This window comes from Streptomyces sp. NPDC051776 (assembly GCF_040681345.1).
Lineage (GTDB): Bacteria > Actinomycetota > Actinomycetes > Streptomycetales > Streptomycetaceae > Streptomyces.
In genome coordinates this window covers 24,602-50,902 of record NZ_JBFAYQ010000046.1, presented here as the reverse complement: position 1 = coordinate 50,902, position 26,301 = coordinate 24,602, and the positions used below count along the sequence as shown (strand labels likewise).

General features: G+C 71.6%; 27 protein-coding genes. 16 read left to right on the top strand and 11 right to left on the bottom strand.

The features are described from left to right. Together AB0M26_RS26650 and AB0M26_RS26645 are read left to right on the top strand one after the other, a co-directional pair. On the top strand, positions 1-821 hold an 821-nt coding region (locus tag AB0M26_RS26650; RefSeq protein ID WP_365264725.1), incomplete at its 5' end, for a biotin/lipoyl-containing protein. A gap of 392 nt (positions 822-1,213) precedes the next feature. Next, positions 1,214-1,777, top strand: a complete 564-nt coding sequence (locus AB0M26_RS26645) for a helix-turn-helix domain-containing protein (RefSeq protein ID WP_365264743.1) — start codon at positions 1,214-1,216, stop codon at positions 1,775-1,777. 416 nt (positions 1,778-2,193) lie between these two features. Here the strand turns inward: AB0M26_RS26645 and AB0M26_RS26640 are convergent, their stop codons facing one another. Further along, positions 2,194-3,210 (bottom strand): DeoR/GlpR family DNA-binding transcription regulator, encoded by a 1,017-nt coding sequence (locus AB0M26_RS26640; RefSeq protein ID WP_365264723.1) that lies wholly within the window; start codon positions 3,208-3,210, stop codon positions 2,194-2,196. A 98-nt stretch (positions 3,211-3,308) separates the two neighbouring features. Continuing rightward, positions 3,309-4,757: an NAD(P)H-quinone dehydrogenase gene (locus AB0M26_RS26635; protein ID WP_365264720.1), complete on the bottom strand. Its 1,449-nt coding sequence runs from the start codon at positions 4,755-4,757 to the stop codon at positions 3,309-3,311. 237 nt (positions 4,758-4,994) lie between these two features. On the opposite strand from AB0M26_RS26635, the gene AB0M26_RS26630 reads away from it, so the two are divergent. The 3 genes from AB0M26_RS26630 to AB0M26_RS26620 all read left to right on the top strand — a co-directional run bounded on the left by AB0M26_RS26630 (position 4,995) and on the right by AB0M26_RS26620 (position 8,245). Beyond that, on the top strand, positions 4,995-5,432 hold the full coding sequence (locus tag AB0M26_RS26630) for a gamma-glutamylcyclotransferase (RefSeq protein WP_365264719.1): 438 nt from the start codon (positions 4,995-4,997) through the stop codon (positions 5,430-5,432). Between the two features lie 192 nt (positions 5,433-5,624). Further along, complete coding sequence (locus tag AB0M26_RS26625; RefSeq protein WP_365264716.1) at positions 5,625-6,440, top strand: purine-nucleoside phosphorylase; 816 nt, start codon at positions 5,625-5,627, stop codon at positions 6,438-6,440. Between the two features lie 107 nt (positions 6,441-6,547). Next, the gene (locus tag AB0M26_RS26620) at positions 6,548-8,245 is read left to right on the top strand and encodes a phospho-sugar mutase (protein ID WP_365264741.1); all 1,698 of its coding nucleotides are present in this window, start codon (positions 6,548-6,550) and stop codon (positions 8,243-8,245) included. Between the two features lie 370 nt (positions 8,246-8,615). Here AB0M26_RS26620 and AB0M26_RS26615 read toward each other — a convergent pair whose 3' ends face one another. The 3 genes from AB0M26_RS26615 to AB0M26_RS26605 all read right to left on the bottom strand — a co-directional run bounded on the left by AB0M26_RS26615 (position 8,616) and on the right by AB0M26_RS26605 (position 10,814). After that, positions 8,616-9,257 (bottom strand): PH domain-containing protein, encoded by a 642-nt coding sequence (locus tag AB0M26_RS26615; RefSeq protein WP_365264714.1) that lies wholly within the window; start codon positions 9,255-9,257, stop codon positions 8,616-8,618. A 220-nt stretch (positions 9,258-9,477) separates the two neighbouring features. Beyond that, positions 9,478-10,677 (bottom strand): aminotransferase class I/II-fold pyridoxal phosphate-dependent enzyme, encoded by a 1,200-nt coding sequence (locus tag AB0M26_RS26610; RefSeq protein WP_365264711.1) that lies wholly within the window; start codon positions 10,675-10,677, stop codon positions 9,478-9,480. Continuing rightward, positions 10,674-10,814: a hypothetical protein gene (locus tag AB0M26_RS26605; RefSeq protein ID WP_365264708.1), complete on the bottom strand. Its 141-nt coding sequence runs from the start codon at positions 10,812-10,814 to the stop codon at positions 10,674-10,676. Before AB0M26_RS26605 ends, AB0M26_RS26610 begins: the two co-directional genes overlap by 4 nt. 140 nt (positions 10,815-10,954) lie before the next feature. On the opposite strand from AB0M26_RS26605, the gene AB0M26_RS26600 reads away from it, so the two are divergent. Next, positions 10,955-12,001, top strand: coding sequence for a LuxR family transcriptional regulator (locus AB0M26_RS26600; protein WP_365264706.1), 1,047 nt, complete (start codon positions 10,955-10,957; stop codon positions 11,999-12,001). Positions 12,002-12,094: 93 nt separating this feature from the next. Here the strand turns inward: AB0M26_RS26600 and AB0M26_RS26595 are convergent, their stop codons facing one another. Beyond that, positions 12,095-13,210: an AI-2E family transporter gene (locus tag AB0M26_RS26595; protein ID WP_365264703.1), complete on the bottom strand. Its 1,116-nt coding sequence runs from the start codon at positions 13,208-13,210 to the stop codon at positions 12,095-12,097. Positions 13,211-13,425: 215 nt separating this feature from the next. Here AB0M26_RS26595 and AB0M26_RS26590 point away from each other — a divergent pair, with 215 nt between their 5' ends. From AB0M26_RS26590 to AB0M26_RS26580, 3 genes are read left to right on the top strand one after another with little or no spacing between them, the layout of a single operon-like run. Continuing rightward, positions 13,426-14,475 carry a deoxyribose-phosphate aldolase gene (locus AB0M26_RS26590; RefSeq protein WP_365264739.1) on the top strand — a complete coding sequence of 350 codons (1,050 nt, stop codon included), beginning with the start codon at positions 13,426-13,428 and terminating at the stop codon, positions 14,473-14,475. A gap of 6 nt (positions 14,476-14,481) precedes the next feature. After that, positions 14,482-15,942 carry an aldehyde dehydrogenase family protein gene (locus tag AB0M26_RS26585; RefSeq protein ID WP_365264701.1) on the top strand — a complete coding sequence of 487 codons (1,461 nt, stop codon included), beginning with the start codon at positions 14,482-14,484 and terminating at the stop codon, positions 15,940-15,942. Beyond that, positions 15,939-16,805: an aldehyde dehydrogenase family protein gene (locus AB0M26_RS26580; protein WP_365264699.1), complete on the top strand. Its 867-nt coding sequence runs from the start codon at positions 15,939-15,941 to the stop codon at positions 16,803-16,805. Before AB0M26_RS26585 ends, AB0M26_RS26580 begins: the two co-directional genes overlap by 4 nt. Before the next feature lie 130 nt (positions 16,806-16,935). Here the strand turns inward: AB0M26_RS26580 and AB0M26_RS26575 are convergent, their stop codons facing one another. Further along, positions 16,936-17,073 carry a hypothetical protein gene (locus AB0M26_RS26575; protein WP_365264696.1) on the bottom strand — a complete coding sequence of 46 codons (138 nt, stop codon included), beginning with the start codon at positions 17,071-17,073 and terminating at the stop codon, positions 16,936-16,938. A 96-nt stretch (positions 17,074-17,169) separates the two neighbouring features. Further along, complete coding sequence (locus AB0M26_RS26570) at positions 17,170-17,343, bottom strand: hypothetical protein (RefSeq protein WP_365264694.1); 174 nt, start codon at positions 17,341-17,343, stop codon at positions 17,170-17,172. Between the two features lie 214 nt (positions 17,344-17,557). Between AB0M26_RS26570 and AB0M26_RS26565 the strand changes: the two genes are divergently transcribed. Continuing rightward, complete coding sequence (locus tag AB0M26_RS26565) at positions 17,558-18,208, top strand: ATP-binding protein (protein ID WP_365264691.1); 651 nt, start codon at positions 17,558-17,560, stop codon at positions 18,206-18,208. A gap of 274 nt (positions 18,209-18,482) precedes the next feature. On the opposite strand, the gene AB0M26_RS26560 is transcribed toward AB0M26_RS26565, so the two are convergent. Next, complete coding sequence (locus tag AB0M26_RS26560) at positions 18,483-19,292, bottom strand: SigE family RNA polymerase sigma factor (protein WP_365264688.1); 810 nt, start codon at positions 19,290-19,292, stop codon at positions 18,483-18,485. Between the two features lie 240 nt (positions 19,293-19,532). Between AB0M26_RS26560 and afsQ1 the strand changes: the two genes are divergently transcribed. The 5 genes from afsQ1 (at position 19,533) to AB0M26_RS26535 (ending at position 23,280) form a co-directional block, all read left to right on the top strand. Continuing rightward, positions 19,533-20,210, top strand: a complete 678-nt coding sequence (gene afsQ1, locus AB0M26_RS26555; protein ID WP_365264686.1) for a two-component system response regulator AfsQ1 — start codon at positions 19,533-19,535, stop codon at positions 20,208-20,210. 46 nt (positions 20,211-20,256) lie between these two features. Next, complete coding sequence (locus AB0M26_RS26550; protein ID WP_365264683.1) at positions 20,257-21,807, top strand: HAMP domain-containing sensor histidine kinase; 1,551 nt, start codon at positions 20,257-20,259, stop codon at positions 21,805-21,807. Beyond that, positions 21,804-22,409: a hypothetical protein gene (locus tag AB0M26_RS26545; protein ID WP_365264681.1), complete on the top strand. Its 606-nt coding sequence runs from the start codon at positions 21,804-21,806 to the stop codon at positions 22,407-22,409. The genes AB0M26_RS26550 and AB0M26_RS26545 overlap by 4 nt, the downstream gene beginning before the upstream one ends. A gap of 41 nt (positions 22,410-22,450) precedes the next feature. Continuing rightward, a complete protein-coding gene (locus AB0M26_RS26540) occupies positions 22,451-23,005 on the top strand; it encodes a VanZ family protein (protein ID WP_365264679.1) in 555 nt (184 codons plus the stop codon). Between the two features lie 74 nt (positions 23,006-23,079). Further along, entirely contained in the window at positions 23,080-23,280 is a 201-nt protein-coding gene (locus AB0M26_RS26535) for a PspC domain-containing protein (RefSeq protein ID WP_365264677.1), read from the top strand. 203 nt (positions 23,281-23,483) lie between these two features. Here AB0M26_RS26535 and AB0M26_RS26530 read toward each other — a convergent pair whose 3' ends face one another. Continuing rightward, positions 23,484-23,888, bottom strand: coding sequence for an ATP-binding protein (locus AB0M26_RS26530; RefSeq protein ID WP_365264674.1), 405 nt, complete (start codon positions 23,886-23,888; stop codon positions 23,484-23,486). 195 nt (positions 23,889-24,083) lie between these two features. Further along, on the bottom strand, positions 24,084-25,250 hold the full coding sequence (locus AB0M26_RS26525) for an adenosine deaminase (RefSeq protein ID WP_365264672.1): 1,167 nt from the start codon (positions 25,248-25,250) through the stop codon (positions 24,084-24,086). Between the two features lie 121 nt (positions 25,251-25,371). Here AB0M26_RS26525 and AB0M26_RS26520 point away from each other — a divergent pair, with 121 nt between their 5' ends. Further along, entirely contained in the window at positions 25,372-26,136 is a 765-nt protein-coding gene (locus AB0M26_RS26520; RefSeq protein WP_365264670.1) for an alpha/beta hydrolase, read from the top strand. Positions 26,137-26,301: the final 165 nt, after the last annotated feature.

The following is a 26,301-nucleotide window of genomic DNA, read 5'->3' as shown; positions in this document are numbered from 1 at the left end:
ACGGCGAGGAACTGGGCTACACCGACCCGCCGGTCCGAGGCCACTCCTTCGAGTTCCGCATCAACGGCGAGGACCCCGGCCGCAACTTCCTTCCCGCCCCCGGCACCGTCGCGCTCTTCAGCCCGCCCGCCGGCCCCGGCGTCCGCCTGGACGCGGGGGTGGAGTCCGGCTCGGTCATCGGCCCGGCCTGGGACTCCCTGCTGGCGAAGCTCATCGTCAGCGGCGCCACCCGGCAGCAGGCACTGCAGCGCGCCGCACGTGCCCTGGCGGAGTTCCAGGTGGACGGCATGGCCACGGCGATCCCCTTCCACCGCGCGGTGGTCGAGGACCCGGCGTTCGCCCCCGAACTGGGCGGCTCCGCGGGGCCGTTCACCATCCACACCCGCTGGATCGAGACCGAGTTCGTCAACGAGATCAAGCCGTTCGCCGCTCCGGAGACGGAGGAGGCGGAGGGCGAGACGCGCGAGACCGTGGTCGTCGAGGTCGGCGGCAAGCGGCTTGAGGTCTCCCTGCCGTCGTCGCTTGGCGTCTCCGCGGCCCCGGCCGTCACGGCCGGCAAGAAGCCCAAGCGCAAGGCGACCAAGAAGGCCGGTTCCGCCGCCTCCGGCGATGCCCTGGCCTCCCCGATGCAGGGCACCATCGTCAAGGTCGCCGTCGAGGACGGCCAGGAGGTCAACGAGGGCGACCTGGTCGTCGTCCTCGAGGCCATGAAGATGGAGCAGCCGCTCAACGCCCATCGCTCCGGCACGATCAAGGGCCTGACGGCCGAGGTCGGCGCCAGCATCTCCTCGGGCGCGGTCATCTGCGAGATCAAGGACTGACGACGGCCGCCCCTCGCGGCGGCAGCCACGGACCGTGAGAACCGCGGGGCCCCACCGTTGACGCGTTGACGGTGGGGCCCCGCCGTCATGTCGGGTGCCGTCGCCGCGTCTTCGGGCACCATCCCCGCGACTTCGGGCACCATCCCGCGCCTTGGGGCTCCGTCTCCGCGATCTTGGGGTTCCGTCGCCGGCGAGGGAGCGGCTTCGCCGACATCTTCTCCGGTCGCCGTACCCGTTCGCATCCGCTCGGAGGCGTCCTCCGGATGGCGGTGGCATGCTGGACGCAGACGGCGGGACGGGCACGGCGGGATGGAGGACGGGCGATGGCGACGGAGACCGAGCGTGCGGCCGCGCGGGAGACCGGGGATCCGGTGCAGGCGCCCATACGCCCGATGCGGGCCGATGCGCGGCGGAACTACGAACGCCTGCTCTCCGAGGCGCGTACGGCCTTCACCCAGCACGGCACGGACGCGTCACTCGAGGACATCGCCAGGCGCGCCGGCGTGGGCATCGGTACGCTCTACCGTCATTTCCCTAACCGTTACGTCCTGATGTGCGCCGTCTTCCAGGGCGAGGTCGACGGACTGCTGGCGTTCTCGCGGGAGTTGCTGGATGCCGACCAGCCGTGCGGCGCGCTGGTGCGGTGGCTGCGGGCGATCATCGCGCATGCCAGCACGTACCGCGGCCTGGCGCGGGCGCTGATGAGCGCCTCACATGACTCGAGTTCGGCCCTGTCGCGATGCAGTGTGCCGATGCGGGAAGCGGGCAGCGCTCTGCTCGTGCGGGCGCAGCAGGCCGGTGCCGTGCGGAGCGACGTCGAGATCGCCGATCTGATGCAGCTCACCAATGCCATTGCGCTGGCCGTCGAGGAGAGCCCGGGGGATCCGGCGCTGGCGGACCGACTGCTGACGCTGACGCTCACCGGGCTCAAGGGAGCGGAAAGCAGGGCCGGTTGAATCCAGGACCCAGACGGCCGCTTGAATGCGGAACCCACGGCCGGTTGAGTCCGGGACCCACAGGGCCGCTTGAATCCGGGACCACGGCCGGTTGAGTCCGGGGACCTCCGGCGGGTTGATTCCGGGGCCCGTGGGACCGCCGTACGGCTCGCTGCCCGAGGTTCAGCGTCGACGGTTTCCTCTGCGCCCCCGCGAATGACCCGACCCCCCGCGAGCCCGGCCCCGCGAACCCTGCGAATGACCCGGCCCCCCGCGAGCCCGTAGCCCTGCCGACCCCGCGGCGGACCCTCGGTCTCCGTCGCGAACGCGCCACCACGGGACACTCAGTCGCGGCTCACCGTGGTGCGCGAGGTGCCCTGCCCGGACCGGCTGGTCCCCCGACCCGCCGGGCCGGTCCACGGACGAGGCGCGGCCGGTTACCTGCGCCGTGGCGAGAGGTCCGCGACCCTGCCGCTGCCGATGGCAGCCTGCTGGTCCGCCAGACCGCCCGCGCTGCGCAGTTGGGGACCGCCGGGCCCCGGCGGATGGCTCCGCCGCTGCCCCGGCAACGGCAGTTCATCGCCGTTCTTCGCTCCCGGCGGTCCCATCCGGCGCGGGCTGCGCGCTGCCGGACCGGTTCCCTCGTGACCTCCCGGCCCGGAAGCGGCCGAGCCGGGGCCGGCGACCGCGATCTGCACGCCCTGGTCGGCGAGGGCTTGCAACTCGGTGGCGGCTCGGTCGTCGTGGAGCGGCGGCTCATCGGTGACCAGCCGCGTGATCACATCGGTGGGCACCGTCTGGAACATGGTGTCGGTGCCCAGCTTCGTGTGGTCCGCGAGGACGACGACTTCGCCCGCGGCCTGGACGAGCGCCCGGTCGACGCTCGCGGACAGCATGTTGGACGTGGACAGTCCGCGCTCGGCGGTCAGTCCGCTGCCCGACAGGAAGGCCCGGGAGACCCGGAGCCCCTGGAGGGACTGCTCGGCTCCGCTGCCCACCAGGGCGTAGTTGGAACCGCGCAGCGTGCCGCCGGTCATGACGACCTCGACCCGGTTGGCGTGGGCCAGGGCCTGGGCGACCAGCAGCGAGTTGGTGACCACGGTCAGGCCCGGCACCCGTGCGAGCCGGCGGGCCAGCTCCTGGGTGGTCGTCCCCGCACCGACGACGATCGCCTCGCCCTCCTCGACGAGTCCGGCCGCGAGGTCGGCGATGGCCGTCTTCTCCGCGGTCGCTAGATGGGATTTCTGCGGGAAGCCGGACTCCCTGGTGAAACCGCCCGGCAGCACCGCACCGCCGTGGCGGCGGTCAAGCAGTCCTTCTGCCTCCAGCGCGCGCACGTCTCGCCGTACGGTCACTTCTGAGGTCTGGACGACGCGGGCGAGCTCACGGAGCGACACCGCTCCGTTCGCTCGCACCATTTCGAGGATCAATTGGCGACGTTCTGCAGCGAACACGAAACTGACAGTAACCCCAACGACCGTCTTGTTTCAGCAGTTTGCGCCGAATAGCAGAAGTTGTTCGCAACAAGGGGCGCGGAATGGTATAGAGCGGGTCAGGCTTCGCGCTGCGCCTTACGGGTGAGCAATTGCCGCGCGGTCTCGCCGATCGAGCCGGAGAGCGAGGGGTAGACCGTGAAGGTGTTGGCGATCTGTTCCACCGTCAGGTTGTTGTCGACGGCGATCGCCATGGAGTGGATCAGCTCGCTGGCGCGCGGCGAGACGACGACGCCGCCCACGACGATGCCGGTGCCCGGGCGGCAGAAGATCTTCACAAAGCCGTCCCGGATGCCCTGCATCTTCGCGCGCGGGTTGCGCAGCAGCGGCAGCTTCACGACGCGGGCGTCGATCAGACCGCTGTCCACGTCCGCCTGGGAGTAGCCGACCGTGGCGATCTCGGGGTCGGTGAAGACGTTCGCCGAGACGGTTTTCAGGTCCAGTGGTGCGACCGCGCTGCCCAGGAAGTGGTACATCGCGATCCGGCCCTGCATCGCCGCGACGGACGCGAGCGGCAGGATGCCGGTGCAGTCCCCGGCCGCGTACACGCCCGGCGCGCTCGTACGGGAGACCCCGTCGGTCCAGATGTGGCCGGACTCCTTGAGGCGGATCCCGGCCTCCTCAAGGCCCATGTCGGCCGAGTTGGGGACCGAGCCGACCGCCATCAGGCAGTGCGTGCCGCCGATGACGCGGCCGTCGGAGAGCGTGACCTCGACGCGGTCGCCGACGCGCTTGGCGGACTGGGCGCGGGAGCGGGCCATCACGTTCATACCGCGGCGGCGGAAGACGTCCTCCAGCACGGCGGCGGCATCCGGGTCCTCGCCGGGGAGCACCCGGCCGCGGCTGGAGACCAGGGTGACCTTCGAGCCGAGCGCCTGGTACGCGCCCGCGAACTCGGCACCGGTCACACCCGAGCCGACCACGATCAGCTCTTCGGGAAGCTCGTCCAGGTCGTAGACCTGCTTCCAGTTGAGGATCCGCTCGCCGTCGGGCAGGGCGTCCGGTATCTCCCGCGGGTGGGCGCCGGTCGCGATGAGCACCGCGTCGGCCGTCAGCGTCTCCCGGGATCCGTCATCGGCCGTCACCGTCACCTGCCGCGACCCGTCGGGCGCCTGGGCCGGCTCCAGCCGTCCGCGCCCGCGCACGACACGGCCTCCGACCCGGGTCACCGAGGCGGTGATGTCATGGGACTGGGCGAGCGCCAGGCGTTTGACCCGGCGGTTGACCTTGCCGAGGTCGACGCCCACGATGCGCGCGGGCGTGTCCACGTACGGGGTGTCGTCCGCGACGATGATCCCCAGCTCCTCGTGGGAGGAGTCGAAGGTGGTCATCACCTCGGCCGTGGCGATCAGCGTCTTCGACGGGACGCAGTCGGTGAGGACCGACGCACCGCCCAGACCGTCGCGGTCGACGACGGTCACCTCTGCGCCGAGCTGTGCGCCGACCAGCGCTGCTTCATAGCCGCCGGGTCCGCCACCGATGATCACGATCCGAGTCACATGCTCCATTCTCCCGCACGGCACCGGGAGCCACTCAACGGGGGGCTCGGATGACGTTCCGATGACTTTCCGATCACGCGTCGACGGGTGTCCGGTCGCGCGCGCCCGCTGGGCCCGTCCCCGCGTACCTGCACCGGGGCGTACGGCCGGGCGGTACGGGCCCGTTGTGCGCGCCGCCGCCGAGCGCGTCATCCGTACGACCGGGCACCCCGGGAAACCCCGGAGCCACTCCCGTACTCTCGAAACATGTCGCTCTACGCCGCGTACGCCGGCAACCTCGACGCGCGGCTGATGTCCCGCCGCGCCCCCCACTCGCCGCTTCGCGGCACGGGCTGGCTCTCCGGCTGGCGGCTCACGTTCGGCGGCGAACAGATGGGCTGGGAAGGCGCGCTCGCGACGATCGTCGAGGCACCGGCCGCCGAGGTCTTCGTCGCGCTCTACGACATCGCGCCGATGGACGAGGACTCCTTGGACCGCTGGGAAGGCGTGGGACTCTCCATCTACCGGCGCACACGGGTGCGGGTGCACACGCTCGACGGCGACATGACGGCCTGGACGTATGTCCTCAACGGCTACGAGGGCGGGCTGCCCTCAGCACGCTACCTGGGCGAGATCGCCGACGCGGCGGAGTCGGCGGGAGCACCGCACGACTACGTGATGGGGCTCCGCAAGCGGCCCTGCTGAACCCGTCCGGGGGGGGCCGCCGCGCATCTCGGCATCCGGTCCCGTTTCCCGCCATCCGGACCGCACACAGGGCACCCGACTCCCGTACGACCCTTGCGCCACACGACCGAAACCGGTTTCCGCCAGTGCGGATGCGTCCAGTGTCCGGAGTTCGTCTACGCGCGTAGGCGTTTACCGGCTACCCTCATGCGCGTGAACGCATCTGTTTCTTCGGACATCCCCGGCGCCCCCGACGCCGATGCCGCCGCCGCCCGCCTGCGGGAACTCACCGGTGCCGACACCCATGACGTCGCGCTCGTCATGGGCTCCGGCTGGGTCCCCGCCGCCGAGGCGCTCGGGGCGCCCGAGCATGAGTTCCCGGTCACGAACCTGCCGGGCTTCCCCCCACCGGCCGTCGAGGGCCACGCGGGGAAGGTGCGCTCCTACCGGATGGGCGACAAGCGCGCCCTGGTCTTCCTCGGCCGCACCCACTACTACGAGGGGCTCGGCGTCGGCGCGGTCGCCCACGGCGTACGGACCGCCGCGGCGGCAGGCTGCAAGACCGTCGTGCTGACCAACGGCTGCGGTGGCCTGCGCCCCGGGATGCGCCCCGGCCAGCCCGTCCTCATCAGCGACCACATCAACCTCACCGCCACCTCCCCCATCGTCGGCCCCAACTTCGTCGACCTCACCGACCTGTACTCCCCGCGCCTGCGCGCGCTCTGCAAGGAGATCGACAGCTCGCTCGAAGAGGGCGTCTACGTGCAGTTCCCCGGCCCGCACTACGAGACCCCGGCCGAGATCACCATGATCCGGACCATGGGCGCGGACCTCGTCGGCATGTCGACCGTCCTGGAGGCCATCGCGGCCCGGGAGGCCGGCGTCGAGGTGCTGGGCATCTCGCTGGTCACCAATCTCGCGGCCGGGATGACGGGTGAGCCGCTCAATCACGAGGAGGTGCTCCAGGCCGGACGCGACTCCGCGGCCCGTATGGGGAGCCTGCTGGCACAGGTCCTCGGCCGGATCTGAGCCCGTTGCCTGAGATTCCTCCGCAGGGCCGGGTACACATCCGGCATTCGCGAAAACCGACACAGGAGCGCATCACCGTGGCAGTCGCACGCGACACAGCGGAGCTTATGGACCGGGCCCGTGCATGGCTGGCCGAGGACCCCGATCCGGAGACCCGCGACGAACTGGTCAGGCTGCTCGAGAGCGTGGACCCGGCCGACGTCGAGGACGGAGCGGAGACCGAGGCGCTCGCCGAACTGGCCGACCGCTTCGGCGGCACCCTGCAGTTCGGCACGGCAGGACTCCGAGGCGAACTGGGCACGGGACCGATGCGGATGAACCGCGCCGTGGTCATCCGCGCGGCCGCGGGCCTCGCCGCGTATCTCCGCGGCAAGGGGGCCCCGTCGGGGGACGACCCCGGCCTGGTCGTGATCGGACACGACGCGCGCTACAAGAGCGCCGACTTCGCGCGGGACACCGCCGCCGTGATGACCGGTGCCGGACTGCGCGCCGCGCTCCTGCCGTACCCCCTGCCCACGCCCGTCCTCGCCTTCGCCATCCGGCACTTGGGCGCGGTCGCGGGCGTCGCCGTCACCGCCAGTCACAACCCGCCGCGCGACAACGGCTACAAGGTCTATCTCGGCGACGGCTCACAGATCGTGCCGCCCGCGGACGACGAGATCGCGGCAGAGATCGCGGCGGTCGGCAGCCTGAGGGACGTGGCGCTTCCCGAAACGGGCTGGGAGACGCTCGGTGACGAGATCGTGGACGCGTACGTGGCCCGTACGGACTCCGCGCTGACCGAGGGCACACCGCGCGACGTCCGCGTGGTCTACACGCCCCTGCACGGCGTGGGCCGCGACACCTTCGTCGCCGCCTTCACCCGCGCGGGCTTCCCCGCCCCCGTCGTCGTGCCCGAGCAGGCCGACCCCGATCCGGCGTTCCCGACCGTGGCCTTCCCCAACCCGGAGGAGCCGGGCGCGATGGACCTCGCGTTCGCGACCGCCCGCTCCGAGCGCCCGGACATCGTCATCGCCAACGACCCGGACGCCGATCGCTGCGCAGTCGCCGTGCCGGACGCCTCCGTCGAAGGGGGCTGGCGGATGCTGCGCGGTGACGAGGTGGGGGCCCTGCTCGCCACGCACCTCGTGCACAAGCGGGCCGGCGGCACGTTCGCGACGACGATCGTCTCCTCTTCGCTGCTCTCCCGGATCGCGGCCGCGGCCGAGCTGCCGTACGAGGAGACGCTCACCGGCTTCAAGTGGCTGGCCCGGTCCGACGGGCTGGCTTACGCGTACGAGGAGGCGCTCGGCTACTGCGTCGACCCTGGAGGCGTCCGCGACAAGGACGGCATCTCGGCGGCGCTGCTCGTCGCAGAACTGACGGCGGAACTGAGGCAGACGGACCGCACCCTGCTCGACCTGCTCGACGACATCGCCGTCGAGTACGGGCTGCACGCCACGGACCAGCTTTCCGTCCGGTTCGAGGACCTCTCGCGGATCGCGGCGGCGATGGAGCGGCTTCGCGTGGAACCTCCGGCGGCGCTGGCCGGGCTGACGGTCACCTCGGGCGAGGACCTCTCCAAGGGCACGGACCGGCTGCCGCCGACGGACGGTCTGCGGTACCTGCTGGCCGGGGACGACAACCGGGGCGTGGAGGGCGCGCGCGTGGTCGTCCGCCCGAGCGGCACGGAGCCCAAGCTCAAGTGCTACTTGGAGGTCGTGGTCCCGGTGGGCGGCCAGGACGAACTGGACCGTGCACGGGCGACGGCCCGGACGGTTCTGGAGGAGTTGAAGCGGGACCTGGCGGCGGCCACCGGTATCTGATCCCGCCGCCGCCCCGCCCCGCTCACGTCCCCCGTCCGCGGCCCCGGCCGCACCGTTGGACGACGGAGGGCTGCGGCGTTCCGGGGATCAGGTCCGCTCCCGCGCCGGAGCGATGGCACGACGTCTCCGGACGGTTGGCACGCCGTCTCCGGACGGTTGGCACGCCGTCTCCGGACGGTTGGCACGACGTCTCCGGACGATTGGCACGCCGTCTCCGGACGGTTGACACGACATCCCGGTTCCATTGACGCAACGTCACCCGACAGCTGACGCGGTCCCCTCCGGGCGCCGGACCCGCTGAGAGCCGGGCCTCCTGGGAGCCGGTCCCCCCGTGAGCCGGGCCCGAGGCCACAGGCGCAGGGCGCTCCGGTCAGCCGACGGCGAGGAGGACCGCCAGCAGCAGCGCTCCGGCGGCGCTCGGCGCGATGACCTCGTACGCCCAGCGCACCACCGGCTCGCCCTGCGCGGCGTCGTCCTCCGCATGCAGCTCGGCGAGTTTGCGGAGTTCGACGATGGCTTCGTCGGACGGTGCCTGGCGCACATCGGACAGCGCCTCCGTGCCGTACTGGTCCTGCGCCGCCTCGCGGTCCGCCCGGCGCGCCGCTTTCTTGCGCGCCCGCAGGGAGACCGGGATCGCCCAGAGCTGGTACTTCCGCCCGCCCGCGAAGACCTCGCTGGACAGCGATGCCCGTACGTCCTCCACCGACGCCCAGGGCAGAGAGATGGTGCGGAGCGGATTGCGCACGCGGAGCCTGCGGGTGCCCGCGAACACCGCGGGCCGCACGGTGTATGCCGCCAGCAGCGGCACGACGAGCAGAAGCGCGGCCAGAGCCAGCCACGGCGTACGGCCCTCTCCGCGGAACACCGCGTCGATGCCGAGCCAGCAGGCGAGGGCCAGCATCAGCACGCCCCCGGCGATCCCGGCGGGCGAGCGGTAGATGCGGTCGGCGTACTGCGGCTCCTCCTGCCGAGGCGCGGGCTCGGGGGTGGTGGCGTCGTCGGGGCTCGTCATGGGCCCGATTCTGCCCGATCGTCCGGATGCCGGAGATTGCGGTCCGGTCTCGGATTGCGCACGGCGGCCGACACGGGCGATGCGGACCCGAGCGCGAGGGGGCGCATGACTCCTCCCTGCTCGCGGATGCGGCGCTCGATGCGGCCGCCGCCCGGCAAGCTGACGACCCCGCAGAGCCCCTACGCCGGCGTGCGCTGACGGCCGCGTCGCCGTCACCCCGTCACTCCACCTCCGCCAGGACCTCCCCCAGCCTGCCCAGCCCCTCCGCGATGCGGTCATCCGGGAGTCCGTACGACAGGCGCAGATAGCCGTTCGCGCCGAATGCCGTTCCCGGGGCGAGGGCGATCTGCGCGTGGTCGATCAGGGCCGTGGCCAGGTCGTCGGAGGTGTCCAGCCGCGTGCCGTACAAGGTGCGGCCGAGCAGGGCTCCGGCGTCCAGGAAGAAGTAGTGCGCACCCTGCGGTTCCGTGGCGCCGACGTGGGGAAGCTCGCCGAGGAAGCCGCTGACCAGGCCGTGCCGGTGGCGCAGTACGGCCCGGATCTCCGAGACGAACACGTCCTCCTCGCCGCGCGCGGCGGGCAGGACGCCGTGCTGGACCGCGCTGGCCGCGCTCGACATCGTGTGGTGCTGCAGGTCGGCGAGGGCCGCGATCACCCGCTCCGGCCCGTACGCGTAACCGGCGCGCCAGCCGGGCACGGCGAAGGACTGCGAGAACGAGCCGAAGCTGACGACGTGGTCGCGGGCTCCGGCGACGAGGTGGACGGGGTGGGCGTGCACGGCGCCGGGCAGCACCAGGTCCCCGTAGCACTCGTCGAACAGGATCCACAGATCGTTGCGTACGGCCCAGTCGGTGATCTCGGCCAGCCGGTCGGGAGGATAGACCGCGCCCGTGGGGTTGTTGGGAGTGTTGAGCACGATCATGCGCGTACGCGGCGTGCGGAGGGCCTCCAGCCCCTCGACCGTGGGGACGAAGCCGGTGTCACGGGTGGCGACTCCCACGGGATTGGCGCCGACCAGCCGGATCTGGGCCATGAACGTCCCCCAGGCGGGCTGCGGCACGAGCACGTCGTCGCCGTGGTTCAGCAGGGCCAGACAGGCCAGATGCAGCCCGTGCCGGGCGCCCGCCGTCACCAGCACCTGCGGCGGTACGCACACGATGCGGCGGGTGCGGGAGATCCGGCCGGAGAGCGCGGTGCGCAGCTCATGCAGTCCGGCGGTTCCGGTGCAGCGGTGCGTAGGCCCCTCCAGCGCGGCGGCGAGGGCGCGGCGCAGGGAGGCCGGCGGCTCGAAGTCCAGCTCCCCGGAGGCGAAGTCGATCAGGTCGGAGTCCGGCCTGCGCCAACGGGCGGAAGCCGCGCGGGTGTCGGCGCGGACGGGCCGGAATCCGAAGATCCGGCCCGCCGCGTCCGACAGGCTCACACCTGACCCGTCACGCCCGCGCCGACGACGATCCATCCGATGTCCCCGGGGCCGTCGCCTGCCGCTCCGGTGAGGGCCGTCACGGCGGCCAGGGCGAAAACACCGGCGATCGCGAGTCGGAACAGGCTGCGGGGCATACGAAGCTCCTTGCGGTCGGCAACAGGGGGACGGAGAGAGTCCATATCGTGAGCCGGAGAAGTCCACGAAGTGGACGGATTTCCCACTTGATGCTTTCCGTTCGTCATGGCTAGCCTCAAGGCCGCGAGGGGGTCGTGAATTGTCCGTGCAGAAACACGAACCGGGGGACGGCGCACCGAAAGCCGGGGCGGAGGGGCCAGCCGGATCCGCGACGGCGGACTACACGCTGCTGGACGAGGACCTCCACATCTACCGCACGGCCCTCGATCTCGGCGGTACGTGTCCCGGCCAGACCGATGACTCCGCGCTCGAACGCCTGGTGCGTCTGGGCCTGCTGGCCGCTCCGGAAGCCCCGGGCGGCCGTTACGAGCCGGTCAATCCGGCGGCCGCGCAGAGCACGCTAGTGGCGGATCTGATGAGGGACGCCCAGGATGCGATCGAGCGCATCTGCCGGATCCGTGCAGCCCTCGCCCCGGCCGAGGCCGTCTACCGCGAGCAGTTCGGCGCGAGCCGCGGCGCACTCGTCGAGCACACCGGTCTCGCGAACATCAACGAGTCGATCCGCGCGGCCGCACAGGACTGCTCCTCGGAGGTGCTCACCTGCCAGCCCGGCGGCGGCCGGCCCCAGGAGGTACTGGAGGAGTCGCTGCCCGCGACCTCGTCCATGCTGGAGCGGGGGGTACGGATGCGCACCATCTACCAGCACTCCGCCCGCGCGAGCCCGGCGACCCAGGAGTTCGTACGGACGATCCAGGAACAGGGCGCGGAGGTCCGCACGTTGGACGAGAGCTTCGACCGGCTCATCGTCTTCGACCGCCGACTTGCCTTCATTCCCGGCCCGTTGGGGCGCACGGATCGAAGCACGGCGGTGGAGATCCGCTCCCCCGCCGTCGTGGCGTTCCTCGCGGACCTCTTCGACCGGGCGTGGCTGCGGGCGACGCCCTTCACCCCGCCCACCCGCGGCCGCCGGACGTCGGAGATCTCCAACGACCTGGGCCTGGCCATCCTGCGCCATGTCGTCGCGGGCGACACGGACGCGGTGACGGCCCAGCAGCTGGGCATCAGCGTCCGCCGCTGCCAGGAGTACATCTCACAGATCTCCACCCGCCTCGGCAGCCGCAGCCGGGCCCAACTGGGTTACCTGGCGGCGGTGTCCGGGCTCCTGGAGGAGCGGGCGCCGGGGTAGCGAGTCAGCGGCCAGGGGCCACGCGGGGGGCCAGGGCACGCCGGGGGCAACGGACGCCACCGGGTCACCCCGGGGGCGGAGGACGGCCGCGGGTCACACCGGGGGCAGCGGTCTGCGGAGCACGCCGTACACCGACCACACCACCGACACGAGCGGTACGGCCACGACCGCGCCCAGCACACCCGCCGCGATGCCGCCGGACACCACCGAGAGGGCCACGACCACGGGGTGCAGCCGTACCGCCCAGCTCATGACGAGGGGGTGCAGCACATGCCCCTCGATCTGCCCGATCACGACGATCAGGAGCACCACGACCCCGGCGACCAGCGGCCCTTGCGACGCCAGGGCCACCACCGCCGCGACGGCGAGCGCCACGGGCGAGCCGACCAGCGGAACGAAGGCGGCGAAGAACTCCAGCAGGGCGAGCGGCAGCGCGAGGGGCACCCCGAGGAGGAAGAGCGCGATGCCGACGAGGGTGGCGTTGATCGCCGCGACGAGCACGATGCCGCGCGTGTACCCGGTGAACGTCCTCCAGGCGGCCGCCCCCGCCCGCTCGACCGGGCGGCGGAGCCGCACCGGCAGCTGGCCGCGCAGCCACCGCCACATCCGGTCGCCGGAGTGGATGAAGAAGACGGAGCAGAACAGCGCCAGTGCGAGGCTCGTCAGGACTTCCACGGCCCGCCCCGCGCCCGTCAGCGCGGTGCTGATCAGCGTCGTCCGGTGGCTCGAGAGGAAACTCCCGATCCGCTCCTGGAGGTCCGAGAGCGCTTCGGGCCGGACCCTGAACGGCGGGCCCTCCAGCCAGCGTTCGATCCTCGCCACGCCGCCGCCGAATTCGCGCCGCAGCTGCGGCCACTCCCCCGCCACGCCCTCTCCGACGAGCGAGAGCGCGGTCAGGAACAGCAGCAGGCTCCCGGCCATGCCGACGGCAACGGCCGCCGCACGGGGCATCCACCGGCCGAGCAGCCCGACCAGCGGCCGCAGCAGAGCGGTGATCACGAGGGCGAGGAACACCGCCACCGCGACGAGATGGAACCGCCCGAGCACCGAGAAGACGGCGTACACGGCGACGCCCACGACGATGAGCCGCCACGCGTAGGCCGCGGCCAGGCGCAGTGCGGGAGAGACCCGCCCGGTGCTGTCGTCCCCCGCACCCGCGCCCGTACGCGCGCGGGTGCGGCCGGGAGGAGGGAAGGAGCGGGTGCGCATCCGGTCCTCACCACCTCACGCCGCGGATACGCAAGACCTCCTATCACCGGCGGGAAGCGGTGGAACGCGACGGCCGCACATTCCCCCCAACGGGGTGGCCCGATGGAACAGCCGGACCCGCCCCGCCGTCAGGTGTGAAGCCCGCCCCGCCCTCTCTGCGAGGTGGCCCGGTAGTGACAAGTTGCTACGCGCGTAGATATGCTCAGCTGGTGACCATGCCCACCACTGTTCCCGCATACGGCACGGAAGCCGCCGAGCGGCTTGCCTCCATGGCGGACGTGACCGCCTCCGAGGCCGCCCTGCGCCGCTTCCTCCACGGCCTGCCGGGGGTCGACGCGGTCGGTCTGCAGGGCCGCACCGCGGCTCTCGGCACCCGCTCGATCAAGACCACGGCGAAGGCGTACGCCATCGACCTGGCGATCTCGATGATCGACCTGACGACGCTCGAAGGCGCGGACACCCCGGGCAAGGTCCGGGCGCTCTGCGCCAAGGGCATCGCCCCCGATCCCACGGACCGCACCGTCCCCAAGGTCGCCGCGATCTGCGTCTACCCCGACATGGTGGCCACCGCGAAGGAAGCTCTCGCCGGTTCCGGTGTACACGTCGCCTCGGTCGCGACCGCCTTCCCCTCCGGCCGTGCCGCCCTGCCCGTGAAGCTCGCCGACACCCGCGAGGCCGTCGCCGCGGGCGCCGACGAGATCGACATGGTGATAGACCGCGGCGCCTTCCTCTCCGGCCGCTACCTGGAGGTCTTCGAGGAGATCAGACAGGTCAAGGAGGCCTGCCGGCGTGATGTTGGGACTCCCCCCGCCACCTCCGGGGGTACCCCCACCCGGAAGGCGTCCGGGGGAGGCGGTGCCGCCCACCTCAAGGTGATCTTCGAGACCGGTGAGCTCCAGACGTACGACAACGTCCGCCGCGCCTCCTGGCTCGCCATGCTCGCCGGTGCCGACTTCATCAAGACCTCGACCGGCAAGGTGGCCGTCAACGCCACCCCGCCCGTCACGCTCCTCATGCTGGAGGCGGTCCGCGACTTCCGGGCCGCCGTCGGGGTACAGGTCGGAGTGAAGCCCGCGGGCGGCATCAGAACCTCCAAGGACGCGATCAAGTACCTGGTGATGGTCAACGAGACACTGGGCGACGACTGGCTCACGCCGGACTGGTTCCGCTTCGGCGCGTCCAGCCTCCTCAACGACCTGCTGATGCAGCGCCAGAAGCTGAGCACCGGGCGCTACTCCGGTCCCGACTACGTGACGGTGGACTGATCCGACATGAGCCCAGCATTCGACTACGCACCCGCACCCGAGTCCCGCGCGGTCGTCGACATCGCCCCGGCCTACGGGCTGTTCATCGACGGCGAGTTCCGCGAGGCCGCGGACGGCAAGGTCTTCAAAACCGTCTCGCCGTCCTCCGAGGAGGTCCTCTCCGAGGTCGCCCAGGCCGGCGCCGATGACGTCGACGCGGCGGTCACGGCGGCCCGTACGGCGTTCACCGCCTGGTCGGCGCTGCCCGGCAGCGAACGGGCCAAGTACCTCTTCCGTATTGCCCGCATCATCCAGGAGCGCTCGCGGCAGCTCGCCGTCCTGGAGTCGCTGGACAACGGCAAGCCGATCCGGGAATCCCGTGACGCCGATCTCCCGCTGGTCGCCGCGCACTTCTTCCACTACGCGGGCTGGGCCGACAAGCTCGCTCACGCAGGCTTCGGCCCCGACCCCAGGCCCCTGGGCGTCGCCGGCCAGGTGATCCCGTGGAACTTCCCACTGCTGATGCTGGCGTGGAAGATCGCTCCGGCCCTCGCCGCGGGCAACACCGTCGTCCTCAAGCCGGCCGAGACGACGCCGCTGTCCGCGCTCTTCTTCGCGGACATCTGCCGTCAGGCCGGTCTGCCCAAGGGCGTCGTCAACATCGTCACCGGTGACGGCGCGACCGGCGCCGAACTGGTGGGCCACCCCGGCATCGACAAGGTCGCCTTCACCGGGTCCACGGAGGTCGGCAAGGCGATCGCCCGTACGGTCGCGGGCACCGACAAGAAGGTCACCCTCGAACTGGGCGGCAAGGCCGCCAACATCGTCTTCGACGACGCCGCCATCGACCAGGCCGTCGAAGGCATCGTCGGCGGCATCTTCTTCAACCAGGGCCACGTCTGCTGCGCCGGTTCCCGCCTCCTCGTCCAGGAGTCGATCGCCGAGGAGTTGCTGGACGCGCTGAAGCGCCGGATGCAGACCCTGCGCGTGGGCGACCCGCTGGACAAGAACACCGACATCGGCGCGATCAACTCCGCCGAGCAGCTCGCCCGGATCCGTGCGCTCGCCGACGCGGGCGAGGCGGAGGGCGCCGAGCGGTGGGCCCCGGCCTGCGAACTGCCCAGCGCCGGCTACTGGTTCGCGCCCACGCTGTTCACCGGTGTCACCCAGGCGCACCGCATCGCCCGCGAGGAGATCTTCGGCCCGGTCCTGTCGGTGCTGACCTTCCGCACTCCGGCCGAGGCCGTGGAGAAGGCGAACAACACCCCGTACGGCCTGTCGGCGGGCATCTGGACGGAGAAGGGCTCGCGCATCCTGTGGATGGCGGACCAGCTCCGGGCCGGTGTCGTCTGGGCCAACACGTTCAACAAGTTCGACCCGGCCTCCCCCTTCGGCGGCTACAAGGAGTCCGGCTACGGCCGCGAGGGCGGTCGGCACGGTCTGGAGGCCTACCTCACCCCGTCGAAGCCGAAGGCGAGCGAAAAATGAGCGCAGCTGACCGACTCAGCGTCTTCAAGACCTACAAGCTGTTCGTCGGGGGCAAGTTCCCCCGGTCCGAGAGCGGGCGGGTGTACGAGGTGACGGACTCCAAGGGCCGGTGGCTGGCCAATGCCCCGCTCGCCTCGCGCAAGGACGCGCGGGACGCGGTCGTCGCGGCGCGCAAGGCGTTCGGGGGCTGGTCGGGCTCGGACGCGTACAACCGCGGGCAGATCCTCTACCGCACCGCCGAGATGCTGGAGGGCCGGCGCGACCAGTTCGTCGCGGAGGTCGCGGACGCCGAGGGCCTGAGCAAGGCGAAGGCGACGGCCCAGGTGGATGCGGCGATCGATCGCTGGGTCTGGTACGCGGGCTGGTCGGACAAGGTGGCCCAGGTCGCAGGCGCGGCCAACCCGGTCGCGGGTCCTTTCTTCAACCTCTCCACCCCCGAGCCGACGGGAGTTGTGGCCGTGCTGGCGCCGCAGGAGTCGTCCCTCCTCGGCCTGGTGTCGGTGATCGCCCCAGCGGTCGTCACCGGCAACACGGTGGTCGTGGTGGCGTCGGAGAAGTCGCCGCTGCCCGCCCTCTCCCTGGCCGAGGTGCTGGCCACCTCCGACCTGCCGGGAGGCGTCGTCAATCTGCTCTCCGGCCGCACCGGGGAAATCGCCGGGCCGCTCGCCGCGCACCAGGACGTCAACGCGATCGATCTCGCGGGGGCGGACGCCGACCTGGCGAAGGAGCTGGAGACGGCGGCGGCGGAGAACCTGAAGCGGGTGTTGCGCCCGTCCCGTACGGACTGGACGGCGGACCCGGGCACCGACCGCATGCTGGCGCTCCTGGAGACCAAGACGGTCTGGCACCCCATCGGCGTCTGACCGCGGCGTCGACCGCCCCCGGCACCGGGGCGAGCCGCAGGCGTACATGAGCGAGCCCCGCCTCCTTCGAAGGCAGCGGGGCTCGCTCATGTACACGGGGCACGGGTACGGCGCGGCGCCCGGGGGTGCCCTACCGCGCCGAGCCGCCGGGCAGCTTCTGCGCGACCGGTTCGAGCAGCTGCGCGTCGTCCATGGACCGGCCGCGGGTGACGCCGTCCGTCACGGACCGGCTGCCGACCGGTCCAATGCCTGTGACCTCGGTGCCCACTTCGTGGTCGAGCGGACCGACGCCCGTGTAGACCAGCGGGTTGAGCAGCGTGGTCTTCGCCGGTGTGGTGACACCGGCGATGCCGTGCCTGGTGCCCTAGCGCAGCGATGTGCCGGGGTCGGCAAGGGAGTTGGTGACAGGGTTCCCGGCCGAGGCCGGGATGACCTCACCGCGCTGTCCGCCGTCGCCGTGTCCGTGTCCGAGCGCGTCGTGCAGCGGGCTCGCGCTCGCCGCACCCCCCGCAGCGAGCGCCGCTCCGGCGGCGGCCACGACGAGGCCGGCACGCAGCAGAGCGCCGGGAACTCCCTGGACCCGGGCTGCCGCAGGGGACTTGGAGCGTGTGTGAGAGGCGATGGGCCACCTGCCATTCTCTTATCGCTGCGTGATCGAGCGATAACGCACCGTAGTTGAACCAAGACTCTGTGCGCGAATGTCCTGCCCCAGCCGGTCGCAACGGCGCACGTATGCGCGACAATGGGCTCCCGTGACCTCCCACCCTCGCTCCGCGCGCGTCGTGCTGCTCACGGGCCCGTCGGGTTCCGGCAAGTCGTCCCTGGCCATCGGGTCCGGACTGCCGGTGCTCAACCTCGACGACTTCTACAAGGAGGCCGGGGACCCGACGCTTCCCCTCCTTCCCGACGGTTCGGGCACCGACTGGGACTCACCGGCGTCCTGGGATGCGGAATCCGCGGTCGCGGCGATCGAGGATCTGTGCCGCACGGGTCGTACGAAAGTCCCGGTGTACGACATCTCCACCAGTGCGCGCAGCGGAGAGACACTGCTGCGGATCGACGGTGCGCCGCTGTTCGTCGCGGAGGGTATCTTCGCCGCCGACGTGGTGGGGCGGTGCCGCGAACTGGGGCTGCTGGCCGACGCGCTGTGCCTGCGCGGCCGCCCCTCGACCACCTTCAGGCGCCGACTGATGCGCGATCTACGGGAGGCGCGCAAGCCGGTGCCGGTGCTGCTGCGACGGGGGTGGCGTCTGATGCGCGAGGAGCCGGAGATCGTGGCACGCCACGCGGCACTCGGGGCCCACCCGTGCGGCAGGAAGGAGGCGCTGGAGCGGCTCGGGGCAGCCGCGGCAGGGCGCGTCTTCGCCGCGATGGAGCGCACGCGCTCGACAACCCTGCACTGAGGAACGGCCGGTGGCGCGGCGCAACCCCATAGCCGCCGGCTCGAACGGCGGCACCCCCACAGTCGCCGGCCCGAACGGCCGGGCACCCCACAGCCGCCGGCCCCACCTCCGCGAGCCCAGCCGCGCACGCACTGCCGCACACAGAAGTGCGGGACCGAGTGGACCCCCCGGCCACTCGGTCCCGCTTCCCTCTCCCCGCCGGTCCCCCGACCTCGGCGGGCCCCCGTTCCCCCGTGCTCCCCCGTGTTCCCCCCCCGGCTCCCCTCCCCGGGTCTCAGGCGACCAGCTCGCCGAAGGATTCCTGCTCGCTCCGGCCGAAGCTGAGCGCCTCGTCCTCGCGCAGCCGGCGGAGCGAGCGCCAGATGCTGCTCTTCACCGTGCCGACGCTGATGTCCAGAATGTTCGCGATCTCCGGGTCTGTACGGCCCTCGTAGTAGCGCAGTACGAGCATCGTGCGCTGCAGTTCGGGCAGCCGGGCGAGCGCCTGCCAGAGCACTGCGCGCAGTTCGGTGCCGCGCATCGCGTCCTGGTCGCCCACCGTCTCCGGCAGTTCCTCGGTCGGGTACTCGTTGAGCTTCCGCCGCCGCCACGCGCTGATGTGGAGGTTGGTCATGGTGCGGCGCAGATAGCCGCCGACCGCGGCCTTGTCACTGATCCGGTCCCAGGCCCTGTAGGTGGAGAACAGCGCGTTCTGCAGCAGGTCCTCGGCCTCGTACCGGTCACCGGTCAGGTGGTAGGCCGTCGCGTACAGGGAGGCGCGGCGCTCCTGCACGTAGGCGGTGAACTCCGCCTCCGACAGGCTCTCCCGTCGCGCCGGCTCCTCACTGTGCGGCTCTCCCCCGTCGCTCCCCCCGTCACGGACCCCCCCGTCACGGATCGTGGTGGCGTCGATGGCCTGCGGGTACCCCCAGCGGTGGCTTACGGAGTACGGCCTTTGACGCCCGGCGCCGCGAGCGCACCCCCGCCCGCTCACGGCACCGGACTTCTCTGCCCCGGACTCGGTCCGCGGGCGAACAGCGCTCCGGGCACCGTCGTGGAGCCGGGTGACAACTGCGCTGGTGGTGCCGGCGTGCAGTGTGTTCATCTCGCGCCCCCCGTCGATGGAGTCTGGTGTCGAATTCCGGTCCCGGGCAGGTCGCCTTCCCGGTGCCCAAAAGACTGCCGGGCCAGTTTCATCGCGCTGTCCGCCGACTGTCACAGCCGTGTTACAGGGGTGACTGGTGCGAGAAAGTCACCGTCCGCGCCCCCGGTACGAAGGTGGTGAGCGGAACCGACCCGGACCTTCGGTCGAACTCCCGGCACTCCTTGGGCCAGAATGACCACCGTGCCTTTCCTGTTGCTGATCGAGGACGACGACGCCATTCGCACGGCCCTTGAACTCTCCCTGAGCCGCCAGGGCCACCGCGTGGTGGCCGCGGCCTCGGGCGAGGACGGCCTGAAGCTGTTGCGCGAGCAGCGGCCCGACCTGATCGTGCTGGACGTGATGCTGCCGGGCATCGACGGGTTCGAGGTGTGCCGCCGGATCCGGCGCACCGACCAGCTCCCGATCATTCTGCTGACCGCACGCAGCGACGACATCGACGTCGTCGTGGGCCTGGAGTCGGGCGCGGACGACTATGTGGTGAAACCGATCCAGCCCCGGGTGCTGGACGCGCGGATCCGCGCGGTGCTGCGCCGCGGGGAGCGCGAGTCCAACGACTCGGCGACGTTCGGCAACCTGACCATCGACCGCTCGGCGATGACCGTCACCAAGAACGGCGAGGACCTGCAGCTCACGCCGACCGAGCTGCGACTGCTGCTGGAGCTGAGCCGCCGGCCCGGGCAGGCGCTCTCCCGCCAGCAACTCCTCCGGCTGGTGTGGGAGCACGACTACCTCGGCGACTCCCGGCTCGTGGACGCCTGCGTGCAGCGGCTGCGGGCGAAGGTCGAGGACGTACCGTCGTCGCCGACCCTGATCCGTACGGTGCGCGGCGTGGGATACCGGCTGGACACGCCGCAGTGACCGCCCGAGCCGCCCGCCCCCGCACCGCCCCGGAGGAGACGACGCCGTGAAGGATGCGTCGCCGCCGGGCCGGGTGCGGGGCTGGGCGGCCAGCGTATTGCGCCTGACCAGCCTGCGCCTGCGGCTGGTGGTGGTCTTCGCGCTGGTCGCACTGACCGCCGCCGTGTCCGCGTCCGGCATCGCGTACTGGCTGAACCGGGACGCCGTGCTGACCCGGACGCAGAACGCCGCCCTGAACGACTTCCGCAAGTCGCTGGAGGACAATGCCGGTTCGCTGCCCCTGCGCCCGCCCTGCGACCAGCTCCAGCACGCCGCGAACCGGATGGCGAGCACCACCCAGCACTACGAGGTGGTCCTCATCGACAAGGAGAGGGACGGCAGCGACTGCGCGGCGCCCTCCGACTCCGGCGTGTTCACGCTCAACGTGGTGCCCGCCGCGCTGCGCAAGGCGGTGAACAAGCAGCGTCCGCCGGACGAGGGCGACGGGTTGCCGTACCACCTGTACTGGCAGCGGATCACCATAGGCGGCGACCCGTTCCTGGTCGGCGGCGCGAAGGTGATGGGCGACGGGCCGACCGGATACATGCTCAAGTCGCTGGCCTCCGAGCGCGACGACCTCAACTCGCTGGCCTGGTCGCTGGGCATCGCCACCGGGCTCGCACTGATCGGCTCCGCACTGCTCGCCCAGGCCGCGGCCTCGACGGTGCTGCGGCCGGTGCAGCGGCTCGGGGAGGCCGCCAAGCGCCTCGGGGAGGGCAAGCTCGACACCCGGCTGCGGGTGTCGGGGACCGACGAACTGGCCGATCTCTCCCGGACGTTCAACAAGACGGCCGAGTCCCTGGAGCATCGCGTCGAGGAGCTGAGCGCCCGCGAGGCCTCCAGCCGCCGCTTCGTCGCCGACATGTCGCACGAGCTGCGCACCCCTCTGACGGCCATCACCGCGGTGACCGAGGTGCTGGAGGAGGAGGCGGACAACCTCGACCCGATGATCGAACCGGCCGTACGCCTGGTGGTCACCGAGACCCGGCGCCTCGGTGATCTGGTCGAGAATCTGATGGAGGTCACCCGGTTCGACGCGGGCACCGCGCGCCTGGTGCTGGACGACGTGGACGTCGCGGACCAGGTGACCGCATGCATCGACGCGCGGGCCTGGCTGGACGCCGTGGAACTGGACGCGAAGCGCGGCATCGTGGCGCGCCTCGACCCGCGCCGGCTCGACGTCATACTGGCGAACCTCATCGGGAACGCGCTGAAGCACGGGGGCTCGCCCGTGCGGGTCGCGGTCCGTACGGGCGCCGAGGACACCGACGCGGCCGAGCTGCTCATCGAGGTCAGGGACCACGGCCCCGGCATCCCCCAGGACGTGCTGCCGCATGTCTTCGACCGCTTCTACAAGGCGAGCGCGTCCCGGCCTAGGTCCGAGGGCAGCGGGCTCGGCCTGTCCATCGCGCTGGAGAACGCGCATATTCACGGCGGCGACATCACCGCCTCCAACTCCCCCGAGGGCGGAGCCGTGTTCACGCTGCGTCTGCCGATGGACGCCTCGCGACTCGCACCGGACACGGAGAGCGACCGCGACGGGGGAGGCGGACGATGAGGCGATGGCTGCACCGGGCCACGGCCGCGGCGCTCGCACTCGGCGTACTGAGCGCCGCGGGATGCGGCATCCGCGGCACATCCGTGCCCGTGGACGCGGGCGCCGCGCCGTCGCGCGCGTCCTGCCAGGTGTCCGGCGACGGCCCGGGGGCGGACTTCGCCGGCTCGGTGCCGGTCCACGTCTATCTTGTCTGCAGCACCCAGCTCCTGCCGGTCGACCGTGCGGTACGCATGCCCGGTGACCGGTACTCCACGGACCGGCCCGCTCTCGCCCGCGCCCTGCTGGAGCAGTTGCAGGACCAGCCGACCGCGGCCGAGCAGGAAGCCGGGTTCGCCACCGAGGTCGTCAACGACCTGACCGTCACCGCCGCGCACGAGGGGGACCCCGGGGGGACCGTGCGGCTGAGCCGGCTGCCCGATGAGCTTCCGCCGTACGCACTCGCGCAGATCGTCTGCACCTACGCGGAGACGCCCGTGGCCGAGAAGCGGGGTTCGGTGTTGCTCGGTGGCCCGTCGGACGACGAGCCGAAGCGCTACCGGTGCACGGACAGCCTGCGGACCCGGCCGGACGTGGCACAGACCACGGGCACTCCGGTGGGGTGACCGCGGAACCGGGCCGCCTCCACCGCGCGTCCCTAGGTTATGTGCACCGTTTTGGCTCCGGCGACCACCTCGCCTTCCGCTTCCGCGCGGCAGGGCTGTTTCTCCTCGTCGCACATCTCTCGGTCGTCGGCTGGCTGACCCTCCGGCCCCGCAGCGTCCCGTGGGTGCCGGCGGCCAATCTCCGCCCGCTGGCGACGATACGGGCGGCGCTCGCGCTGGGCCCCTGGGAGGCCGTGACGGTCCTCGGCCCCTCGCTCCTGCTGCTCGCACCGCTGGGGGTGCTGCTGCCGATCGCGACGGGGCGGCTGGCGGTGCGCGGCCTGGGTACGCCGACGCACACGGTGTTCACCGGGTTCATGATGTCGCTGGCCATAGAGCTGCTGCAGACCGATGTGCCCGGCCGCACCCTCGATGTGGATGTGCTGCTGCTGAACACGGCGGGGGTGACGGTCGCGTACGTGCTGTTCGTACCGCCGTTGCGAGGCCTACTGCTGATCCGCCGCAGATCCTCGACCCGTACGGCGGCTCCCCTCTCCCGGGAGGAGGGGAATCAGGGGCCCACCCCGACGATCCCCAGGGTCGGGATCGCCCCCTAGACCGACGCTTTTTCCCCTTCGCGAACTTACCGTTGAGGTGTCACCTCGATACGACGATTCGCGAAGGAGCCCTCATGGCCGCCCTGGTTCGCCCCCGAGACGGACGGATGATCGGCGGAGTGTGCGCGGCGCTGGCCAGGCGTTACGACATGTCCGTGACCACGGTACGCGTGGTCTTCCTGGTCTCATGCCTGCTGCCGGGACCGCAGTTCCTGCTCTACCTGCTGCTCTGGGCGCTGCTGCCGTCCGAGGACGAGGCCCGTACGGCCTGGTGAGCAGCCACGGCGCACGCTCCGGAAGCGCCGCGGCGGCCCGCGCCGCCGTGAGGCCCACCGCCGCCCGTGACGACCCGCGTCGCCGTGACGGCCCCGCCGCCGCAACCCTTCGGTCCGCACCTGCACATGACGCATGGCCGCGCCCCCACCCGTAGCTCGTACGGGCGGGGGCGCGGCCGTGTCCACGCGGGGTGGAGTCGGGATCAGCCGACCGGGAGCTGGCCACCACCGAGGCCGCCCAGCGGAGTCGAGCCGACCGGCAGACCGCCGAGCAGGCCGGTCTTGGTGTCCTTGGTGCCCTTGGTGGACTTGATGGCCTTGCCGTTGGCCTGGGGAGCGGCGGGGGTGCCGGCCAGGCCCTTGGCGACGGGGATGCCGGCCAGGCCCTTGGCGATAGGCAGCGCCGAGGCGGCCCGGCCGAGGCCGTCCTGCCCGGCCCCGGGGGCCTGGGGCGCGGACGCGGGCACGTTCTTGGTGACCCCTCCCAGCGGCATGCTCTTCAGCGCGTTGCCCGCCGGGGCGGCGGCGGAGGCCGAGCCGGCAGCGGCAGCGGCGAAGGCGGCGCCGAGCACGGCGACACCGAGGGTCTTGGCGGTTCCCTGCTTCATCGAATTACGTCCTCGTGATGGGGAAGTTGCTGTTGCGGCCGGCGGGACTCGGGCATGGCGGAGAAACGGCTACGCACGGACCGTGACCGCAGGACTCCGAAAAGTAGCCACAGGGCGGCACTCGCCGCAAACGACGGAAGCGGCCGGGTGGCGAACACCCCGGCCGCTTCCCGGACTTCCGCCCCGGGGCGCCGATCAGCCCTCCACGGATCCGGAGTCGCTGGTCACAGCCGGTCCGGCAGGGCTCTGCCGGAACAGCCACTCCGCCTTCAACTCCGCATACCCCGGCTTGATCACGTCATTGATCATGGCGAGACGTTCGTCGAAAGGAATGAAGGAGGATTTCATGGCATTGACGGTGAACCACTGCATGTCATCGAGCGAGTACCGGAAGGTCTTCACCAGGTGCTCGTACTCGATGCTCATGCTCGTACCGCTCATGAGCCGGTTGTCGGTGTTGACCGTGGCCCGGAAGTGGAGCCGGCGGAGCAGCCCGATGGGGTGCTCCGCGTACGAGGAGGCCGCGCCCGTCTGGAGGTTGGAGGTCGGGCAGAGCTCCAGCGGGATGCGCTTGTCCCGCACGTACGAGGCGAGCCGGCCGAGCTTGACCGTCCCGTCGTCGGCGACCTCGATGTCGTCGATGATCCGCACGCCGTGACCGAGCCGGTCGGCGCCGCACCACTGCAGCGCCTGCCAGATGGACGGCAGGCCGAAGGCCTCGCCCGCGTGGATGGTGAAGTGGTTGTTCTCCCGCTTCAGATATTCGAAGGCGTCGAGGTGGCGGGTGGGCGGGAAGCCGGCCTCCGCACCGGCGATGTCGAAGCCGACGACACCGAGATCGCGGTAGCGGTTGGCGAGTTCGGCGATCTCCAGGGCGCGGGCCGCATGGCGCATCGCGGTGAGCAGGGCGCCGACGCGGATGCGGTGCCCGTTCTCCCTGGCGCGGCGCTCGCCCTCGCGGAAGCCGTCGTTGACGGCCTCGACGACCTCTTCGAGGGTCAGCCCTCCCTCCAGGTGCTGCTCGGGCGCGTAGCGGACCTCGGCGTAGACGACACCGTCGGCGGCCAGGTCCTCCGCGCACTCGGCGGCGACCCTGACCAGGGCGTCGTGGGTCTGCATGACCGCGCAGGTGTGCCGGAAGGTCTCGAGATAGCGTTCCAGGGAGCCGGAGTCGGCGGATTCCCTGAACCAGACGCCGAGCTTGTCGGGCTCGGTCTCCGGCAGTCCGTCGTATCCCGTCTCACGGGCCAGCTCGACGATGGTGCCGGGGCGCAGACCGCCGTCGAGATGGTCGTGCAGCAATACCTTGGGGGCCCGGCGGATCTGGTCCGGGGTCGGTGTGGTGGTGGTCTCGCTCGTCATTTCCGCACTCTACAGCCTCTCTGCCTACGCGCGTAGAGCATGGTGCGTCATACCGACCGGATACACAACCTTGACCGCGCGCGAGGTTTTGGCACGGCCCGGTTCTGACATCTTCTGTGACATGGCTCAGCAAACGGTGCCGGTGCGGGACGCCCGGCTGGGGCGGGCGGTGGGGGCGACGGGTTCGGGCGAGACGGTGCACGGAGTGCTGCTCCTGCTGCCCGCAGGCGAACCGGAGAGCACACGCAGACCGTCTCCTGTCACTGCGGCGGCCGCGCGCCCCCTGGCTCGGCGGCTCGCCCGGGAGGGCCGTGACCACGGACTGGTGACCCACGTCGTGCGCTACCGCTACCGTGGCTGGAACGGCGAGGCCTCCCATCCGGTCGAGGACGCCCGCTGGGCCGCGGACGAGGCCGTACGGCGCTACGGCGAGGTCCCGGTCTGCCTGGCCGGTACGGACATGGGCGCACGTGCCGCCCTGCGCGCGGCCGACCACCCGGCCGTCAACTCCGTCCTGGCGATGGCACCTTGGCTTCCGGGGCAGGAGTCACGGGAGGGTCCCGATCCGGTCAAACAGCTCCTCGGGCGTCGTGTCCTGCTCGTCCACGGCACGAATGACGAGCGGACCGATCCGCAGCTGTCGTACCGCTACGCGGAGCGCGCGAAGAAGGTCAATCGCGACGTCTGCCGGTTCGAAGTCCACACGGACGGCCACGGATTGAGCCAGCATCGCCCAGAAGTCCACTCCCTCGCCGCTGACTTCGTCCTCGGTTCGCTCTTCGCCCGCGCCTTCAGCCGCCCGGTCGCCGACGCCCTGGCGGCTCCCCCGCCACTGGGCCTGCGGATGCCGCTGGCGGCGGGCTTCGGCTCCCCGCTGCGGCACTGAGGGCAGGGGCCGGCCCCCCATGACGACCGCGCCCACGCCGGGAGTCCGCTGGGTGCCCTCGGCCCGGCCCCCAGCGCATCGCCGGTGCCGTACCCCGAGCGGCCTTCGAGCGAAGGCTCCGATTCCCGGCCGGAGCGGGCCGGGGACCGGGCCCTCGGTCGCACG

Bases quoted from the DNA above. Each gene is read 5' to 3' on its own strand.
- AB0M26_RS26530 (WP_365264674.1), bottom strand. From the start codon at position 23,888: ATGAAGCAGGGAACCGCCAAGACCCTCGGTGTCGCCGTGCTCGGCGCC.
- AB0M26_RS26595 (WP_365264703.1), bottom strand. From the start codon at position 13,210: ATGCGCACCCGCTCCTTCCCTCCTCCCGGCCGCACCCGCGCGCGTACG.
- AB0M26_RS26620 (WP_365264741.1), top strand. From the start codon at position 6,548: ATGGACCGGGCCCGTGCATGGCTGGCCGAGGACCCCGATCCGGAGACC.
- AB0M26_RS26615 (WP_365264714.1), bottom strand. From the start codon at position 9,257: ATGACGAGCCCCGACGACGCCACCACCCCCGAGCCCGCGCCTCGGCAG.
- AB0M26_RS26645 (WP_365264743.1), top strand. From the start codon at position 1,214: ATGCGGGCCGATGCGCGGCGGAACTACGAACGCCTGCTCTCCGAGGCG.
- AB0M26_RS26630 (WP_365264719.1), top strand. From the start codon at position 4,995: ATGTCGCTCTACGCCGCGTACGCCGGCAACCTCGACGCGCGGCTGATG.
- AB0M26_RS26560 (WP_365264688.1), bottom strand. From the start codon at position 19,292: ATGAACACACTGCACGCCGGCACCACCAGCGCAGTTGTCACCCGGCTC.
- AB0M26_RS26535 (WP_365264677.1), top strand. From the start codon at position 23,080: ATGGCCGCCCTGGTTCGCCCCCGAGACGGACGGATGATCGGCGGAGTG.
- AB0M26_RS26545 (WP_365264681.1), top strand. From the start codon at position 21,804: ATGAGGCGATGGCTGCACCGGGCCACGGCCGCGGCGCTCGCACTCGGC.
- AB0M26_RS26525 (WP_365264672.1), bottom strand. From the start codon at position 25,250: ATGACGAGCGAGACCACCACCACACCGACCCCGGACCAGATCCGCCGG.
- AB0M26_RS26635 (WP_365264720.1), bottom strand. From the start codon at position 4,757: ATGGAGCATGTGACTCGGATCGTGATCATCGGTGGCGGACCCGGCGGC.
- AB0M26_RS26580 (WP_365264699.1), top strand. From the start codon at position 15,939: ATGAGCGCAGCTGACCGACTCAGCGTCTTCAAGACCTACAAGCTGTTC.
- AB0M26_RS26605 (WP_365264708.1), bottom strand. From the start codon at position 10,814: ATGCCCCGCAGCCTGTTCCGACTCGCGATCGCCGGTGTTTTCGCCCTG.
- AB0M26_RS26590 (WP_365264739.1), top strand. From the start codon at position 13,426: ATGCCCACCACTGTTCCCGCATACGGCACGGAAGCCGCCGAGCGGCTT.
- AB0M26_RS26585 (WP_365264701.1), top strand. From the start codon at position 14,482: ATGAGCCCAGCATTCGACTACGCACCCGCACCCGAGTCCCGCGCGGTC.
- AB0M26_RS26520 (WP_365264670.1), top strand. From the start codon at position 25,372: ATGGCTCAGCAAACGGTGCCGGTGCGGGACGCCCGGCTGGGGCGGGCG.